Source organism: Mitsuaria sp. MSU3D (genome assembly GCF_056867975.1).
Genome location: NZ_CP200314.1, coordinates 4,037,019 through 4,052,396 on the forward strand (window position 1 = coordinate 4,037,019; position 15,378 = coordinate 4,052,396).

Annotated in this window: 18 protein-coding genes; 3 read left to right on the top strand and 15 right to left on the bottom strand. The window is 69.0% G+C overall.

What is annotated here, in order from left to right; translation table 11 throughout:
* Positions 1 to 151: 151 nt before the first annotated feature.
* Positions 152 to 1,069 (bottom strand): biotin synthase, encoded by a 918-nt coding sequence (locus AC1VNM_RS17795; protein ID WP_483107806.1) that lies wholly within the window; start codon positions 1,067 to 1,069, stop codon positions 152 to 154.
* Positions 1,070 to 1,357: 288 nt separating this feature from the next.
* Between AC1VNM_RS17795 and AC1VNM_RS17800 the strand changes: the two genes are divergently transcribed.
* Entirely contained in the window at positions 1,358 to 1,840 is a 483-nt protein-coding gene (locus AC1VNM_RS17800; RefSeq protein WP_483107807.1) for a ComF family protein, read from the top strand.
* A 24-nt stretch (positions 1,841 to 1,864) separates the two neighbouring features.
* Positions 1,865 to 2,335, top strand: coding sequence for a tRNA (uridine(34)/cytosine(34)/5-carboxymethylaminomethyluridine(34)-2'-O)-methyltransferase TrmL (gene trmL / locus AC1VNM_RS17805; protein WP_377160295.1), 471 nt, complete (start codon positions 1,865 to 1,867; stop codon positions 2,333 to 2,335).
* A 52-nt stretch (positions 2,336 to 2,387) separates the two neighbouring features.
* Here trmL and AC1VNM_RS17810 read toward each other — a convergent pair whose 3' ends face one another.
* From AC1VNM_RS17810 to AC1VNM_RS17845, 8 genes are all read right to left on the bottom strand, one after another.
* Positions 2,388 to 3,359, bottom strand: a complete 972-nt coding sequence (locus tag AC1VNM_RS17810) for a Bug family tripartite tricarboxylate transporter substrate binding protein (RefSeq protein ID WP_483107808.1) — start codon at positions 3,357 to 3,359, stop codon at positions 2,388 to 2,390.
* Positions 3,353 to 4,363 carry an NAD(P)H-dependent glycerol-3-phosphate dehydrogenase gene (locus AC1VNM_RS17815; RefSeq protein WP_431104961.1) on the bottom strand — a complete coding sequence of 337 codons (1,011 nt, stop codon included), beginning with the start codon at positions 4,361 to 4,363 and terminating at the stop codon, positions 3,353 to 3,355. The genes AC1VNM_RS17810 and AC1VNM_RS17815 overlap by 7 nt, the downstream gene beginning before the upstream one ends.
* A gap of 109 nt (positions 4,364 to 4,472) precedes the next feature.
* Positions 4,473 to 4,943, bottom strand: a complete 471-nt coding sequence (gene secB / locus AC1VNM_RS17820; protein WP_377160291.1) for a protein-export chaperone SecB — start codon at positions 4,941 to 4,943, stop codon at positions 4,473 to 4,475.
* A gap of 119 nt (positions 4,944 to 5,062) precedes the next feature.
* The gene (grxC, locus tag AC1VNM_RS17825; RefSeq protein ID WP_377160289.1) at positions 5,063 to 5,320 is read right to left on the bottom strand and encodes a glutaredoxin 3; all 258 of its coding nucleotides are present in this window, start codon (positions 5,318 to 5,320) and stop codon (positions 5,063 to 5,065) included.
* A gap of 72 nt (positions 5,321 to 5,392) precedes the next feature.
* Positions 5,393 to 5,812 (bottom strand): rhodanese-like domain-containing protein, encoded by a 420-nt coding sequence (locus AC1VNM_RS17830; protein ID WP_483107809.1) that lies wholly within the window; start codon positions 5,810 to 5,812, stop codon positions 5,393 to 5,395.
* 183 nt (positions 5,813 to 5,995) lie between these two features.
* Positions 5,996 to 7,510 (bottom strand): methyl-accepting chemotaxis protein, encoded by a 1,515-nt coding sequence (locus tag AC1VNM_RS17835; RefSeq protein ID WP_483107810.1) that lies wholly within the window; start codon positions 7,508 to 7,510, stop codon positions 5,996 to 5,998.
* A 150-nt stretch (positions 7,511 to 7,660) separates the two neighbouring features.
* The gene (locus AC1VNM_RS17840) at positions 7,661 to 8,089 is read right to left on the bottom strand and encodes a type 2 periplasmic-binding domain-containing protein (RefSeq protein ID WP_483107811.1); all 429 of its coding nucleotides are present in this window, start codon (positions 8,087 to 8,089) and stop codon (positions 7,661 to 7,663) included.
* Positions 8,090 to 8,110: 21 nt separating this feature from the next.
* Positions 8,111 to 9,316 (bottom strand): porin, encoded by a 1,206-nt coding sequence (locus tag AC1VNM_RS17845; RefSeq protein WP_483107812.1) that lies wholly within the window; start codon positions 9,314 to 9,316, stop codon positions 8,111 to 8,113.
* 211 nt (positions 9,317 to 9,527) lie between these two features.
* Here AC1VNM_RS17845 and gpmA point away from each other — a divergent pair, with 211 nt between their 5' ends.
* Positions 9,528 to 10,271 carry a 2,3-diphosphoglycerate-dependent phosphoglycerate mutase gene (gene gpmA, locus AC1VNM_RS17850; RefSeq protein WP_297526590.1) on the top strand — a complete coding sequence of 248 codons (744 nt, stop codon included), beginning with the start codon at positions 9,528 to 9,530 and terminating at the stop codon, positions 10,269 to 10,271.
* 125 nt (positions 10,272 to 10,396) lie between these two features.
* Here the strand turns inward: gpmA and AC1VNM_RS17855 are convergent, their stop codons facing one another.
* The 6 genes from AC1VNM_RS17855 to ruvX form a co-directional block, all read right to left on the bottom strand.
* The gene (locus AC1VNM_RS17855; protein WP_377160278.1) at positions 10,397 to 11,269 is read right to left on the bottom strand and encodes a ribose-phosphate diphosphokinase; all 873 of its coding nucleotides are present in this window, start codon (positions 11,267 to 11,269) and stop codon (positions 10,397 to 10,399) included.
* Positions 11,270 to 11,369: 100 nt separating this feature from the next.
* The gene (locus AC1VNM_RS17860; RefSeq protein ID WP_483107813.1) at positions 11,370 to 12,107 is read right to left on the bottom strand and encodes a lysophospholipid acyltransferase family protein; all 738 of its coding nucleotides are present in this window, start codon (positions 12,105 to 12,107) and stop codon (positions 11,370 to 11,372) included.
* A complete protein-coding gene (locus tag AC1VNM_RS17865) occupies positions 12,107 to 13,435 on the bottom strand; it encodes a dihydroorotase (RefSeq protein WP_483107814.1) in 1,329 nt (442 codons plus the stop codon). Before AC1VNM_RS17865 ends, AC1VNM_RS17860 begins: the two co-directional genes overlap by 1 nt.
* Positions 13,436 to 13,505: 70 nt before the next feature.
* Entirely contained in the window at positions 13,506 to 14,468 is a 963-nt protein-coding gene (locus AC1VNM_RS17870) for an aspartate carbamoyltransferase catalytic subunit (protein WP_377160272.1), read from the bottom strand.
* A gap of 4 nt (positions 14,469 to 14,472) precedes the next feature.
* Entirely contained in the window at positions 14,473 to 14,973 is a 501-nt protein-coding gene (gene pyrR / locus AC1VNM_RS17875; protein WP_377160270.1) for a bifunctional pyr operon transcriptional regulator/uracil phosphoribosyltransferase PyrR, read from the bottom strand.
* Positions 14,970 to 15,374, bottom strand: a complete 405-nt coding sequence (ruvX, locus tag AC1VNM_RS17880) for a Holliday junction resolvase RuvX (protein WP_377160268.1) — start codon at positions 15,372 to 15,374, stop codon at positions 14,970 to 14,972. Before ruvX ends, pyrR begins: the two co-directional genes overlap by 4 nt.
* Positions 15,375 to 15,378: the final 4 nt, after the last annotated feature.

Here is a 15,378-nt window from a genome sequence, read left to right on the forward strand (position 1 = left end):
AGACGTACTCCAGTCGGGGGCGGATTCTAGCCCACCCCCCTGACGCACTATGACTGGGCGCAGCGCGCCAAACCGCCCAGGATTACCCGCAGAATGGTGCGCTCTCGCCCTCTGGAAACGCGGGGCTAGCCGAGCCCGCGAACGACGGGGGTCAGTGTTTGCCCGCGCCGCGCACCATCGCCCGCATCTGGTCCAGCGAGACCTCGGTGGTGGCCGCGATCTTCACCTTCGGTTGAGGCTTGAACGCATGGCCGTAGACCAGTTCGATGCTCAGCGACAGGCGGCCGTCCGCGCCGCGCAAGGACTCGAGCGCGTGCATGAGCCGCTCGCGCCAGGCTTTCGTGCGCAGACCGCGCAGACGCGCCGGCGCGAGGTTGCCGCCGAGTGCGCGCAGATCGCGCAGCAGGTCCTGCGGCGAGCTCCAGGTGAGGCGCAGATGTTCCTGGTCCATCACCGGGTCGGCGAAGCCCGCATGCACGAGCAGGTCGCCGAGGTCGTGCATGTCGACCCAGTCCGGCGCCGGCGGGCCCCAGCCCTCGCGGGCGAAGATCGGGCGCAGTTCGATGAAGCTGTCCGGCCCGAGGCACGAGAACATCAGGCAGCCTTCGACCGCGAGGCCCGCGTGCCAGCGCTTCACGAGTTCGGGCTTGTCGGCCTCGGCGTGCAGTTCCATGTTGGACCACGCCAGTTGCGCGGCGCCGGCCGGCGGCTCGGTGATGAGCTCGGTCGGCGCGCTGCCACGCAGCTTGTCCACCATCGATTGCATGAAGCCGCGCTTGAGGCGTTGCGCGAGCAGCGCGCGAACATCGGCGTCGGGTTCGAGCCACAGCTGGGTCGCTTGCGGGTAATGCTGGCGCAGGCCTTCGTCGCCGCCGCCGATCGACGGGCGGCTCTGCAGCACGGCCGTCGGCTGCAGCCGGATCACCGGCAGTCGGTCCAGCATGCGCGTGGCGACTTCCTGATGCAGCCACGGGGCCTGGTCCGACGCGGCCAGGCGACGGCGCTGCCGCCGCGCCGCGCCCGCATCGATCTGCTGTGTGCTCGGCGGCAAGGCCTCATCTCCAGTCATGGGGCGGGATTGTAGGCGGCCATGCTTGACCTGTTCCGGCGCCGGTCATTGGCGCGATCCTCGATGGCAAGCGGCCTCGCGCGGTTCTGGCCGGGGCAGTGCGCGTTCTGCCGATGCTGGTGCCGCGGACCGCTGTGCGAGGACTGCGAGGCCGGGCATCCGGTCGACGCGGGGCCGCGCTGCGCGCTCTGCGCCCTTCGACTGCCAACGGGCGAACGCGCCACGGACGCGATGCGGTGCGGACGATGCGCGTCGCATCCGATGCCGTTGTCGCGATGCATCGCGGCGATGGATTACCTGTTCCCGTGGGACCGGCTGCTGCTCGGCCTGAAGTTCGGCGAAAGGCTCGAACATGCGCCGCTGCTCGCGACGCGGTTGTCGCGCGCGCTGGCGCTCGCGGAGGTCGAGCCGCCCGACCTGATCGTGCCGATCCCGTTGTCGGAGCAGCGCCTGCGCGAGCGCGGCTACAACCAGGCGCACGAGATCGCGCGCCGCCTCGTGCTGCCGCCGGAGGCCGAGCGACAATCCCGGCTTTGCGCGCTGACGCTGATGCGCTTGCGGAACACCGACCAGCAGGCGCAGTTGCCGCTCGACGAGCGCCGCGGCAATCTGCGCGGTGCGTTCGCCGTCGTGAAGCCGGTGCACGGCTTGAGTGTCGCGATCGTCGACGACGTCATGACCAGCGGCGCCACGTTGCACGAGGCCGCGCTGGCCTTGCGCCGCGCGGGCGCCCGCGACGTGCAGGCCTGGGTGGCCGCGCGCACGCCTTGATCCTTGTCGAAAGAGCTTCGCCCCATGTTCAACATCGTGCTGGTCCATCCGGAGATTCCGCCCAACACCGGCAACGTGATCCGGCTGGCGGCCAACACCGGCTGCCGGCTGCACCTGATCGAACCGCTGGGGTTCTCGATGGAGGACAAGCTGCTGCAGCGCGCCGGCCTCGACTATCACGAGTATGCGCCGGTGCTGAGGCACGCGGACTGGGAACGCTTCATCGCCGCGGAGCAGCCGGATGCGACGCGGATGTTCGCGTTCACCACGCGCGGCAGCCGGCTGCTGCCGTCGGTCGCGCTCAAGCCCGGCGACTGGCTGGTCTTCGGTTGTGAGACGGCGGGACTGCCGATGGACTTGCGCGACAGCTTCCCGCTCGAGCAGCGCGTGCGGCTGCCGATGCGAGACGGGCAGCGCAGCTTGAACCTCAGCAATGCGGTGGCCGTGGCGGTCTTCGAAGCGTGGCGGCAGAACGGCTACGCCGACGGCGTCTGATCGCCGACGCCCCACGACGGCACTTCCACCGCTGCTGGCCGTCAAAGGCCGCCTATTCGCGTTCCAGCTTGAGCTGCCGGATCAGCGCGCCCCAGCGCTTGCGTTCGTCGCTCATGAGGCTGTCCAGCCCTTCGGGCGAGGTGCCTGCCGCGCTGAAGTACAGCGGCAGCAGCTGGCGCCGGAAGGCGTCACCGCGGACGATGCGGATGACCTCGTCGGCCAGGCGACGCACGATCACTTCCGGCGTGCCGGCCGGCGCCAGCAGCGCCTGCCACGACGTGGCCTCGAAGCCAGGATAGCCGGATTCCGCCACGGTCGGCAGTTCCGCGAGCGCGCCGAAGCGTCCGGCGCTGGTCACAGCCAGCGCCTTCAACTTGCCGGCCTTGACCTGCGGCATCGCGATCGCCGGCACCATGAAGCCGGCGTGGATCTGACCGGCCAGCATCGCGTTGACGACCTGTGGGAAGCCGGCATACGGCACGTGGACCAGCTTCAACCCGGCGCGCGCGATGAAGGATTCCATGGCCAGATGCGCGGCACTGCCATTGCCGATGCTGCCGTAGTTCAGCGCTCCCGTGCGCTGCTTCGCCAGCGCGACGAACTGCGCGAGCGTCTCCACGCCGAGCGACGGCGGCACGACGAGCACGTTCGGTGAGCTCGCGATGAAGCTGACCGCGCGCAGCTCGCGCTGCGGGTCGTAGGGCAAGGCCTTCGCCAGCAGCGGCGCGGTGATCAGCGGTCCCTGGATCGTGAACAGCAGCGTGTGTCCGTCCGACGCGGCTTTCGCGACCGCGCCGGTACCGATGTTGCCGCCGGCGCCGGGCTTGTTGTCAATGACGATCGGCTGGCCGAGTGCTTGCGCGAGCGGCTCGGCGAGATCACGCGCGATCAGGTCCGGAGAACTGCCGCCGGGGAACGGCACGACGAGGCGGATCGGCCGCGATGGCCACGGCGTTGCCGCGCGACCGGACAGCGGCAGCGCGCCGAGCGCGGTCGCGGCGATCAGCGCGCGGCGCTTCACCACTCGGACTTGGCCTGGCGCCCCATCAGCGCGTCCAGGGCTTCGTGCGTGGTCATGCGTCCCTCCAGGACCTCGACGACCGCGGCGGTGATCGGCATGTCGACGCCGGCACGCTGCGCGCGCGCCAGCACCGTCGGCGCGCTGTAGACGCCTTCGGCGACGTGACCCAGCTTCACAAGGATGCCCGGCAGGTCCAGGCCCTCGGCGAGCAGCAGGCCGACGCGGCGGTTGCGCGACAGGTCACCGGTGGCGGTGAGCACCAGGTCACCCAGGCCCGCGAGCCCGAGCAGCGTCTCCTGCTGCGCGCCGAGCGCGAGCGCGAGCCGCTGCATCTCCGCCAGTCCGCGCGTGATCAACGCGGCGCGGGCGTTGAGGCCGGGGCCTTTCACGCCCTTCGCCTCGGCGACGAGCCGCAAGCCATCGGCGATGCCGACGGCGATCGCCATCACGTTCTTCACCGCGCCGCCGACTTCGACTCCGATCGGATCGGCCGACGAATACACGCGCAGCCGCTCGCTGTGGAAGGCCGACACGCCCAGCTGCGCGAGCGCCGCGTCGCCGGACGCGGACACGAGCGCGGTCGGCTGGCCGGCGGCCACTTCCTGCGCGAAGCTCGGGCCCGACAGGATGCCGGTGGCCAGTTGCGGCGCGACCTCGCGGGCGATCTCATGGCCCAGCAGACCGGTGCCGGCCTCGAAGCCCTTGCACAGCCACTGCGCCCGTGCGCCCGCCGGCAAACGGGCGAGCATGCCGCGCAGGCCCGACATCGGCGTCGCGATGACGATCAGCCCGTCGCGGCCGTGCGCGAGCGCGCCCTCGAGGTCGTCGGTCAAGGCCAGGCTGGCCGGCAGCGGCGAATCAGGCAGGTAGCGGACGTTGCAACGGTCGGCGCGCATCGCGGCGATCGCGCCGGCGTCTCGCGCCCACAGCGTCACCTCATGGCGCGCGCTCGCGGCGATCGCCAGCGCCGTGCCCCAGGCACCGGCGCCGAGCACGCTGATCTTCATGCGCGGAGCAGTCATGGTCTGTTCGGAGGATCGGTGAAATGAATCTCGCAATGAAACACGCCGGCCAGCGGACAGGTCCGCGAGGCCGGCGCGCTCATGGAGCCGAAGCTCAGTTCGGGATGGCTTCGCCGTTGCCCTGGCCGTTGGCGGCCAGTTGCGCCTGCTGGGCTTCGAACATCGCCTGGAAGTTCACTTCCGTCAGCATCACCGGCGGGAAGCCGGCGCGCGTGCAGACGTCGGAGACGATCGCGCGCAGGTACGGGTAGATCATCTGCGGGCAGACGATCGCCAGGATGCCTTCGAGCTGATCCTGCGGCAGGTTGCGGATCTCGAAGATGCCGGCCTGCTTGGCTTCGATCAGGAACAGGGTCTTGTCCTGCACCGTCGTCGTGACGGTGGCGGTGACGCTGACTTCGAACAGACCCTCGGCGACCGGTTCGGCGGCCAGCGAGAGCTTGATGTCGACCTGCGGCTGGGCCTGCTCCAGCAGGATCGCCGGGGCGTTGGGCTGCTCCAGCGACAGGTCCTTCAGGTACATGCGCTGGATCTGGAACACGGGAGCGTTGTTGTCGTCGGCCATGGGGTCATCCAAATGAAAAAGCCCGCCAGCGGCGAGCCGTGGCGGGCATTATGACCGAGCGTTCGCGACAGTCCGGTGAGGGGTTTCCGGAGAATGTCGAGGACTTCGATGGCGAGGTTTCAGGCCTGCAACAACGGTTGCAGACCGCCGCGCTGGTCCAGCGCGATGAGGTCGTCGCAACCGCCGACATGGGTCTCGCCGATGAAGATCTGCGGCACGGTGCGGCGACCGGTCTGCTGGATCATCGCGTCGCGCTGCGACGGATCCAGGTCCACGCGGACCTCCTCGATCTGGCTGACACCCCGCTGGTTGAGCAGGTGCTTCGCCCGCACACAGTACGGGCAGACCAGGGTCGTATACATCTTCACGGCGGCCATCGCCAGTTCTCCAAGAATCGTGTCGAGCGTCCTCTTCCGGCAATCGAGGTGCCGGCTCGGTCGCCAGGGCGGTCAGGCCGCGGACGTCTCGACAGGCAAACTCGCCTCGCGCCAGGCGGTCAGACCGCCCTGGACAGCGACCGCGTTCGCGTAGCCCTGTTTCTGCAGGATGCCAGCAGCGCGCTGCGCGCGTGCGCCGGTCTTGCACATCAGCACCACCGGCAGGGCCTTGTTGCTGGGCAGTTGCTTGACCGGAAGGTCCGTGCCAGTCAACGTCGACAGCGGCACGCTGCGGGCGCCCTTCGCGTGGGCGGCGGCAAACTCCTCCAGCTCGCTCACGTCGACCAGCACACCCTTCTCGCGGTTGACCAGACGCACCGCCTCGGCCGTCGGCACGCCGCCCGCCTTGCCGCGCATCGACGTCCACAGCAGCAGACCGCCCGACACCAGGGCCGACAGCACGAGATACCAGTTTTCAATCAGGAACTTCAAGGCGGGGCCCGTTCGGTTGGATGCAAAAGCCGAGGATTATAGGAAGCCGGCATGGGTCCGCGGACACCGCTCGCCGGCGCAAGCCGGGGCGGGGTCTTCTCATACGTCTCGCAGGCTCCACAAATCGTCGACCCCGCCCCGGCTTGCGCCAGCTCGGACCGAGCACTTCGGTCCATGCCCGCGTCAGCTGAGCTTGAAGGTGGAGACTGCGGACTGCAACGCGCGGGCCTGCTGCTCGAGGCTGTTGGCGGCAGCGGCGGCCTCCTCGACCAGCGCGGCGTTCTGCTGCGTCATCTGGTCGAGCTGCACCACCGACTCGTTGACATGGCCGATGCCCTGGCTCTGTTCGGCGGACGCCGCGGTGATCTCGCTGATGATGTCGGAGACACGCTGCACGCTGGCCACGATCTCCTCCATCGTCGCGCCCGCGTCCTGCACCAGGCGCGAACCGGCTTCGACGCGGGTCACGCTCGCGCCGATCAGCGTCTTGATCTCCTTGGCCGCTTCGGCGCTGCGCTGGGCCAGCGAACGGACCTCGCTCGCGACCACGGCGAAACCGCGGCCCTGCTCGCCCGCGCGGGCCGCTTCGACCGCCGCATTCAGCGCCAGGATGTTGGTCTGGAACGCGATGCCGTCGATGGTGCCGATGATGTCGCCGATCCGACGCGAGCTCGCGCTGATCTCGTCCATCGTCGAGACGACCTGCCCCACGACCTCGCCGCCCTTCTTCGCGACAGTCGCCGCGCTGCCGGCCAGCTGGTTCGCCTGGCTGGCCGCGTCGGCGCTCTGGCGCACGGTCTCGGTCAGCTGCTGCATGTTGGACGCCGTCTGCTCCAGCGAGCCCGCCTGCTTCTCGGTCCGCACCGACAGGTCCTGGTTGCCCGCGGCGATCTCGCGCGAGGCCACCGTCATCGAGTCGGTGCCGCTGCGCACATTGCCGACGATGGCCGACAGGCCCTGCGACATGTCGCGCACCGCCGCCAGCAGGCTCGCCTCGGCGCCCGGCGCGACGCGGATGGCCTGCGAGAGGTCGCCCTCGGCCATCAGCCGCATCACGTCGCGGGCATACTCCGGCTCGCCGCCCAGTTGGCGCCACACGCTGGTGATCAGCAGCCACGAGCCGGCGCCCAGGCACACGACGACGATCAGCCCGCTCAGCACCGTCGCCCACAGGCCGGCGCCGACGCCCTTCTCGGCGCTCGACAGCGTCGCGTCGAAGGTGGTCTTCGCGTCGGCGCGCGCGTCGCCGAGCGTCTGCTCCAGCGCCTTCTGCGCCGCCTGCATCTTCGGGATCGAGCCCGCCTGATCGCCCTGCTTGATGCCGAGGAACAGCTGCGCCGTCTCGACCGAGGCGGCGTAGTAGGCCTCGAAGCCGCTCTCCAGCTTCGCACCGGCATCGGCGCGACCCGGGATCGCCTTGATCGACGCGATCACCTTGCGCATCGCGGTCGCGCGCTCGGCGGCCTCGTCCAGGCGCTTCTTCTCGCCCTCGGCGACGGCGGACTGGATCGTCCCGCCCAACGCCTCAAGCTGCGCGGCCACCTGGTTGGTGGCCACGAGGTACGGATAGTCCGCCTCGCCCAGCGCGTGGATCGCGCCCGAGGTCCGCGACGAAAAGAACAGCACCACCGCGATGCCCACCGCGAAAACGATCGCCGCCAGCACCGGCAGCATCGCGATACGGGTCTTCAAGTTCATGCCTGACTCCAATTCTTCCTGTGTCTCCAACGACCTCCCCAGGTCGGCAGCGCCCGCTCCTCGCGAGACGCCGGTGCGCCGACCGGCCGGTCCGTCTGCGCGGACTCGCGCCGGTGGGCGCGGGCGGCCGGGGCCGCCCGGGCGGCGGCGTCAATCGACGCTGAGCACCACCTTCACCGAGCCGTCGACCGCCGACTTCTCGATGTAGCCGATGGCATCGGCATTCGCGGCGACGAACTTCTTCACGTCGGCCGCGCTGCCCAGTTCCTTGGGCGGCGTGCCCTTGCCCGAGAACACCAGGCGCGACCACGCGGCCTTCACCTGCGCGGACGATTTGCCGGTGGCCTTCGAATAGAACTGCTCGCGCGCCGCGGCGCTGTCGGGCAGATCCACCGCCTGCGCGGCGCTGCCGTTGGGCAACTGGTTGGACTTGCCCAGGAAGATGCTCGCGACATGGTCGGCGGTCATGCTGGCGACGGGGCTCTTCGGATTGACCACGACGGCGACTTGCGCCTGCGCGGCCACGGCGGCGGCGAACAGCGCCGCGCCGATCACGGGCTTGATCATGTTGAACTGCATGGGGGCCTCTTCTTCTGATGCTTAGAACACGAAGTCGACGGCGACACTGTAGACGCCGACGCGCTCGTTGTTGAAGCCCGGCTGGACGTTGTAGAACTGGCCGGCGCCGGTGGTCTTGATGCTGTCGTACTGGGCCTTGACGGCGATGTTGCGCCAGGCGTCCCAACGCACACCCAGACCGATGGTCTTCTGCGGCGTGCTCTGCGCGGCGGTGACCGCGTCCACGACGGCGCGCAGCGGCAGGCCGCCCACGACGACCGTGCCCGGGATCGTGTTGTTGACGTTGCTGCTGTCGGTCTTCTGCTGCGACAGCGTCGCGTACGGCGTGAACTTGCCGACGCGATAACCGACGGTCGTGTACCAGCCGGTGGTGTCCGGCACGAACGAGTCGTTGCGGCGCTTGGTGTACTCGGCGGCGACGACCCACTGGCCTTCGTCGTAGGTCAGGCCGACGCCGGAGAAGCTCGCGTCCTTGTCGGTCGGGTCGATCTCGTTGCCGACCGAGGCGAACGGTGTCTGGCGCAATGCGCCGACCAGCGAGGCGACGGTGGCGCTGTGCGCGGTCAGCTTGCCCTGCGCATGGCCGACGCGCAGGTTCAAGCCGTCGGCCAGTTCGACGGTCGCGTTCACGCCAATCATCTTCTTGATCTCGAGCTTGGTCTGGCGCACGTACGACGAGGCCTCGCCGCCGAAAGCCTGCAGCGAGACGCTCTTGCCGGCGACCTGCGTCGTCCAGTTCACGTCGGCACCGTCGAAGTGGCTCACCGGCACCTGGCCGTAGACGTCGATCGGCGGACGCAGCCAGGTGTTGGCATATCCCACGTCACGGAAATCGGAGACCGCGAAGAACGGCGCGCCGATGCGGCCAGCGCGGATCGCCAGACCCGGCGTGGCCTGCCACTTGGCGAAGGCCCATTCGACCTGCGGCGTCCAGTCGCCCTTGCCGGTTTGCTTGGTCAGCACCTGCACGGTGGCCGAGAACTGCGCGTTGAACTTCGCCGTGCCCTGCAGACCAAGCTTGCTGTCGACTTCACCGCTGACCGTCTTGTCCGCGCCGTGGACCTGGCCGGGGATCACGTACTCGGCGCCATCCTTGGTCGTGCCGGTCAGGCCGACCGTGCCGAAGCCGGAGAACGAGAACATCGAGTCCGATTGGCCCTGCGCCTGCGCGCCGAAAACCACCAACGCCAGCGCCAGCGGCGTCATGCGCAAGTTCTTCACCACCATCATTGCAAGTACTCCTGTACAGCGTGAATGCCCAACGTGGGCATGTTCTTTTGACGAACCAAACTGGGGCGCAGGTGCGCCTTTCGCCCGGCACGAAAGCAGTTGTCGGCCCTGCGGAAGCCTTCTTGAGGCGGGCGCCCTGGAGGGCTGCCTCTAGAATCCGCCGGGCCTGCCGGAACCCGGCCAAACCTCACGAACCCACCCAAGACCCATGTACAAGCTCGTGCTGATTCGCCATGGCGAATCGACCTGGAATCTCGAGAACCGCTTCACCGGCTGGACCGACGTGGATCTGACGCCCACCGGGGTGGAGCAGGCCAAGCAGGCGGGCCGTCTGCTGAAGGAAGCCGGCGTCGACTTCGACGTCGCCCACACTTCGGTGCTCAAGCGCGCCATCTGGACCCTGTGGCATTGCCTGGATCAGATGGATCGCCAGTGGCTGCCGGTGAAGCACAGCTGGCGCCTGAACGAACGCCACTACGGCGGCCTTCAGGGTCTGAACAAGGCGGACATGGCCAAGCAGTACGGCGACGAGCAGGTGCTCGTCTGGCGCCGGAGCTATGACACCCCGCCGCCGGCGCTGGAAGCGTCGGACCCGCGCAGCGAGCGCGGCGACATCCGCTATGCCGGACTGCAGCCCTCGGACATTCCGCTGACCGAGTGCCTCAAGGACACCGTGGCCCGCGTGCTGCCCTACTGGAACGAACAGATCGCACCCGCGATTCTGTCGGGCCAACGCGTGCTGATCGCGGCCCACGGCAACTCGATCCGTGCCCTCGTGAAGTATTTGGACGGCATCGCCGACGAAGCCATCGTTGGCGTGAATATTCCCAATGGGATCCCGCTGGTCTACGAACTGGACAAGGACCTGAAGCCCATCAAGAGCTATTACCTGGGCGATGCCGAAGCCGCCGCGAAGGCTGCCGCAGCGGTGGCGAACCAGGGCAAGGCCTGAGGGTCAGGCGACGTCCTCGTGCGCCGCGCTCGGTGGCGCACAGGGACTGACGCAGAAGAACGAAAGCCCGGCAGTGCCGGGCTTTTTCGTTGATGGCGCGCGAGGCGCCGCGCTGCGCGGATGCCCTACTTGCGGCGCAACGCCGTCGCCAGCAGTTCCGCGATGCAGACCGCGTTGCTCTCGTGCGGCACCGCGTTGCTGCTCCAGACGTGGCGCACGCCGGCCGCCCGCAACGCCGGCAACGCGTCGCCGTTGAAGAGCGCGTGCGTCACCGCGACGTCGACGCTGGCCGCGCCGCGTTCCAACGCCTCGCGCGCCGAGCCGATCAGCGTGCGACCCGTCGACGCCATGTCGTCGAGCAGCACCACCGCGCGACCGCGCACGTCCAGATCCGGGAACGCGAGCTGCACCTGGGTATCGCCGAAACGCACCTTGCGGCCGATCGCATGTTCGAGCTTGGCGGCACGCGCCGCCTCCGCGACCCACTGGCCGGACTCTTCATCCGGCCCGACCAGCACCGCACCGGGGACCTGCGTCGCGATGAAACGCCCGAGCAACGACGCTGCCGACAGCGCGACGCCCCGCCCTTTGGGCATCACTTCGTCCAGGCTCGCGATGCGGTGCAGATGTGGGTCTACCGTCACCACGCGGTCGAATTGCGTCGACAGCAGCGCGGCGATGTGCCGTTGGCTCACGGCCTCGCCGGGGGTGAACTCCATGTCCTGTCGCATGTAGGCGAGATACGGCGCCACCAGCATCAGATGCCGGACACCCCAACCGCGCGCGGCAGGCGCGGCGATCAGCAGCTCGACCAGGCGATCGTTCGGCTGATGCTGCAATCCACGCAGCACGATGATGTCGACCGGCAACGGCTTGGGCAGGACCAGGCGCAGTTCCCCGTCCGGAAAACGGTGGCGCGTGATCACGCCCAGCGGACGGCCCAACTCACGCGCCAGACGCGTGGCCAACTCCTGTTCATCTTCGAAACAAAGCAGCATCGGCGAATCCTCGCACCAATCGGGACCCGGAGGGCATCCGGCATACCCGGGCTGGGCGAAATGAGCCCGGTGGTTGGGGCGTCCCTGATCAACCCAGGACTCAGGGCCTGGGGAGTGCGTTGTTGATTCGCTCCGAGAGAGCCCCCGCCAGATGGCGGCGATCAAGACCCTCCGTGGGCATCGCCGGCAAGGAACGCACTTCGACCGACAGGTCCTTCGCGGTCAGGATTCGCCACAGGCTCTCCATCAAGGACATCTGACCGATGTACTGCGCGGCGGCGCTGTACGGCACGTTCGGCTGGTGCCAGCGCAGCACCACCGGTTGCAGCGGCGTGTGCGTGCTGATCGCGGCCTGCAGCAGATTGCCGTGCAAAGGCAGCAGCGGATAGCCGGCGCCTGTCGTGCCCTCGGGGAAGACAGCCACCGTCTCGCCAGCAGCCAGCGCCTCCGCCGTCTTGTGTACGACACGCAGCGCGTCGCGTTTGCTCGCGCGCTCGATGTAGAGCGTGCCGACGGCCGTCGCCAGCGCGCCCACCAGCGGCCAGGTCGCGATGTCGGCCTTCGAGACGAAACGCGCCTCCGGCATCACCGCGTGCATCGCGGCAATGTCCAGCCAGGAGATGTGGTTCGCCGTGATCAGCCGCGGCGACGGCGCCTGCGGACCAGGCGCCTCCAGTCGCACGCCCAGCACCCGTAGCAGCTCGGCGGACCACCAGCCGACATGGCGATGCTTGGTCGGCGTGTCGAAACCGCGCCAGCGCACCTGCACGATGTAGACGCCGTGCACGATGTGCGCCAGCATCCGCAGCGCACGCCACACGCCGACCAGCGTCCGCATCAGGCGATCCGCTCGGCTTCGGTGACCAGCGCTTCGTAGGCGACCGTGCCGGCCACCAGCGTGTAGCGCACGCGGCCCGGCAGCTCGAAGCCGGTGATGTCGAACGCGAACGGCGTGTGCTTGCCCTGGCTGACGAGACGCTCCGGCGTCACGGCACCGGTGGCTTCGGCATCGAAGACGACGACGTCGCCGACGCCGCCCTCGACCAGGCGGCCCGCGCTCGCCGCCAACGAGCCGAGCGCGCTGCCCAGCACCTTGACCGGACGAGCGGTGATCGTGTCGAGCGACTGGGCCAGCGACAGTCCTTCGCCCTGACCCCAGCGCAGCGCGAGGCTCAGCAGCAGCTCCAGGCCGGTCGCGCCGGGCGTGGCTTCGGCAAAGGGCAAGGTCTTCTCGTCGGCGGCGACCGGGTTGTGGTCGCTGACCAGCGCGTCGATGGTGCCGTCGGCCAGCGCGGCGCGCAGCGCGTCGCGGTCGCGCTGCTGGCGCAGCGGCGGCTGCAGGCGCATCGAGGAGTTGAAGTAGCCGATGTCGACGTCGGTCAGATGCAGCGAGTTGATCGAGACATCCGCCGTGATCGGCAGTCCGTCCTTCTTGGCCTGGCGCAGGAGCTCCACGCCAGCAGCGCTGCTGATTCGGCACAGGTGGACGCGGCAGCCGGTGACGCGGACCAGTTCCAGGATCGTGTGCAGCGCGATGGTCTCGGCCGCGACCGGCTCGCCGGACAGGCCCAGTCGCGTCGCCACCGCGCCACTGGCCGCGACACCGCCGCTCAGCCACGGATCCTGCGCATGCAGCCACAGCGTGTAGCCGAAGCTCGCCGCGTATTGCATCGCGCGCTGCACGGTCAGCGTGTTGCGGATCGGCACGTAGGCCTGCGAGAAACCGACGCAGCCGGACTCGGTCAGCTCGGCCATCTCGGTGAGCGACTCGCCGGCGAGGCCGCGCGTCAGCGCGCCCAGCGGGAACAGCCGGCACCGGCTGAGCTTGCGGGCGCGGAACTTGAGCATGTCGACCAGGCCGGGCTCGTCGAGCGTCGGATCGGTGTCGGGCGGGCAGACGAGGCTGGTAACGCCGCCGGCGGCAGCCGCGGCGAGTTCGCTCTCCAGCATGCCTTCGTGCTCGTGGCCCGGCTCGCGCAGGCGGGCGGCGAGGTCGACAAGACCCGGCGCGACCACGAGTCCGGTCGCGTCGATGACGCGATCGGCGTTGAAGTCGCCGACGCTGCCAAGGCCGACGATGCGGCCCGAGGCGATGGCGAGGTCGCCGACCCGGTCGAGGCCCGAGGCCGGATCGAGCAGGCGACCGTTCTGGATCAGGATTTTCATTGTGCCCTCCAGGTGCTGCGCACCGCCTCCCCGAGGGAGGGTTGATTGTCTTGGGACGGCCCGGCGTCAATCATGCTTCGTTCCCCGCCAGGATGGACATGACAGCCATGCGCACCGCGATGCCGAAGGTGACCTGCGGCAGGATGACGCTGTGCTGGCCGTCGGCGACGGTGGACGAGATCTCCACGCCGCGGTTGATCGGGCCAGGATGCATCACGATCGCATCGGGCTTGGCCAGCGCCAGCTTCTCGGGCGTCAGGCCGAAACTCTTGAAGTACTCGCCGGCGCTGGGCAGCATCGCGCCGCTCATGCGCTCGTTCTGCAGGCGCAGCATGATGATGACGTCGGCACCGCGGACGCCCTCGGCCATGTCGTGGCACACGCGCACGCCCATGTCCTTGAGATCCCCCGGCACCAGCGTCTTCGGGCCGACCGCGCGGATCTCCGGCACGCCCAGCGTCGTGAGCGCGTGGATGTCGCTGCGCGCGACGCGCGAGTGCACGATGTCGCCGACGATCGCCACCGTCAGGTTGGAGAAGTCCTTCTTGTAGTGCCGGATCGTGTACATGTCGAGCAGGCCCTGCGTCGGATGCGCGTGGCGGCCGTCGCCGGCGTTGACCACGTGGACATGCGGCGCGCAATGCTGCGCGATCAGGTAGGGTGCGCCGGACTCGCTGTGGCGGACCACGAACATGTCCGCGTGCATCGCCGACAGGTTGGCCACGGTGTCGAGCAGCGTCTCGCCCTTGGCCGTGCTCGAGCGCGCGATGTCGAGGTTGATGACGTCGGCGGACAGGCGCTTGGCGGCGATCTCGAAGGTGGTGCGGGTGCGGGTGCTGTTCTCGAAGAACAGGTTGAACACCGACTTGCCGCGCAGCAGCGGCACCTTCTTCACCTCGCGGTCGTTGACCGAGAGGAAGGTCCCGGCCGTGTCCAGGATCTGGTGCAGCACGGCCTTGGGCAGACCTTCGGTGGACAGCAGGTGGATCAGCTCGCCATGCTTGTTCAGCTGCGGATTGCGTTTGCTCAGCATGGGGTCAGTCCTCCTTCACGTCGAAGCTGAAGCGGCCGCCGTCACCCTTGACCAGGCTCAGGCGCTGGTTCGGCGCGACCGCGACGCGGGCGGCGGAGAACACCGGTTCGATCGGCAGCTCGCGGCCGCCGCGGTCGACCAGCACCGCCAGCGTGACGCTCGCGGGGCGGCCGAAGTCGAACAGCTCGTTGATCACGGCGCGCGTCGTGCGGCCGGTGTAGAGGACGTCGTCGATCAGCAGGATGTGGCGGCCGTCGACCTCGAAGGGCAGCTTCGTGTGATCGGCGCTGGCGTTCATGCCCTTGCTGCCGAAGTCGTCGCGGTGCAGCGCGCTGGAGATCACGCCGTGCTGGCCGGCGAGCTTCAGGTCCTGCTGGAGGCGCTCGGCGAGCCAGGCGCCGCCCGACCAGATGCCGACCAGCGCGCAGTCGGGTTGCAGCAGGCGCTGGACGCCGCGCACGAGGTCGGCGTAGAGCGCTTCCGCATCGAGGTGCAATGTGCTCATGGATGTTCCCGGAAGAATTGTTCGAGGATCAATGCCGCGCTCGCGGCATCGAGATCGCGCGCGCCCTGCGACTGGGCTTCCGCGCTGGTATAGCGTTCATCGACTTCGACCACCGGCAGCCGATAGCGGCCGCGCAGTTGCCCGGCGAACTTGAGCGCGCGGGCGGTCATCTCGTGCGGCGCGCCATCGGGATGGCGCGGCACGCCGATGACCAGCGCATCGGGCTGCCACTCCTGGATCAGCGCCGTGATCGCGGCCCAGCGGGCGTCGCCCTGCTCGGTCACGGTCCGCAGGCCGCGCGCGCTCCCCAACATCCGGTTGCCGGTGGCCACGCCGAGACGCTTGATACCGAAATCAAACGCGAGGGGAGCGACGAAGGAGGACGGGGAAGCGAGGCTCATGGCG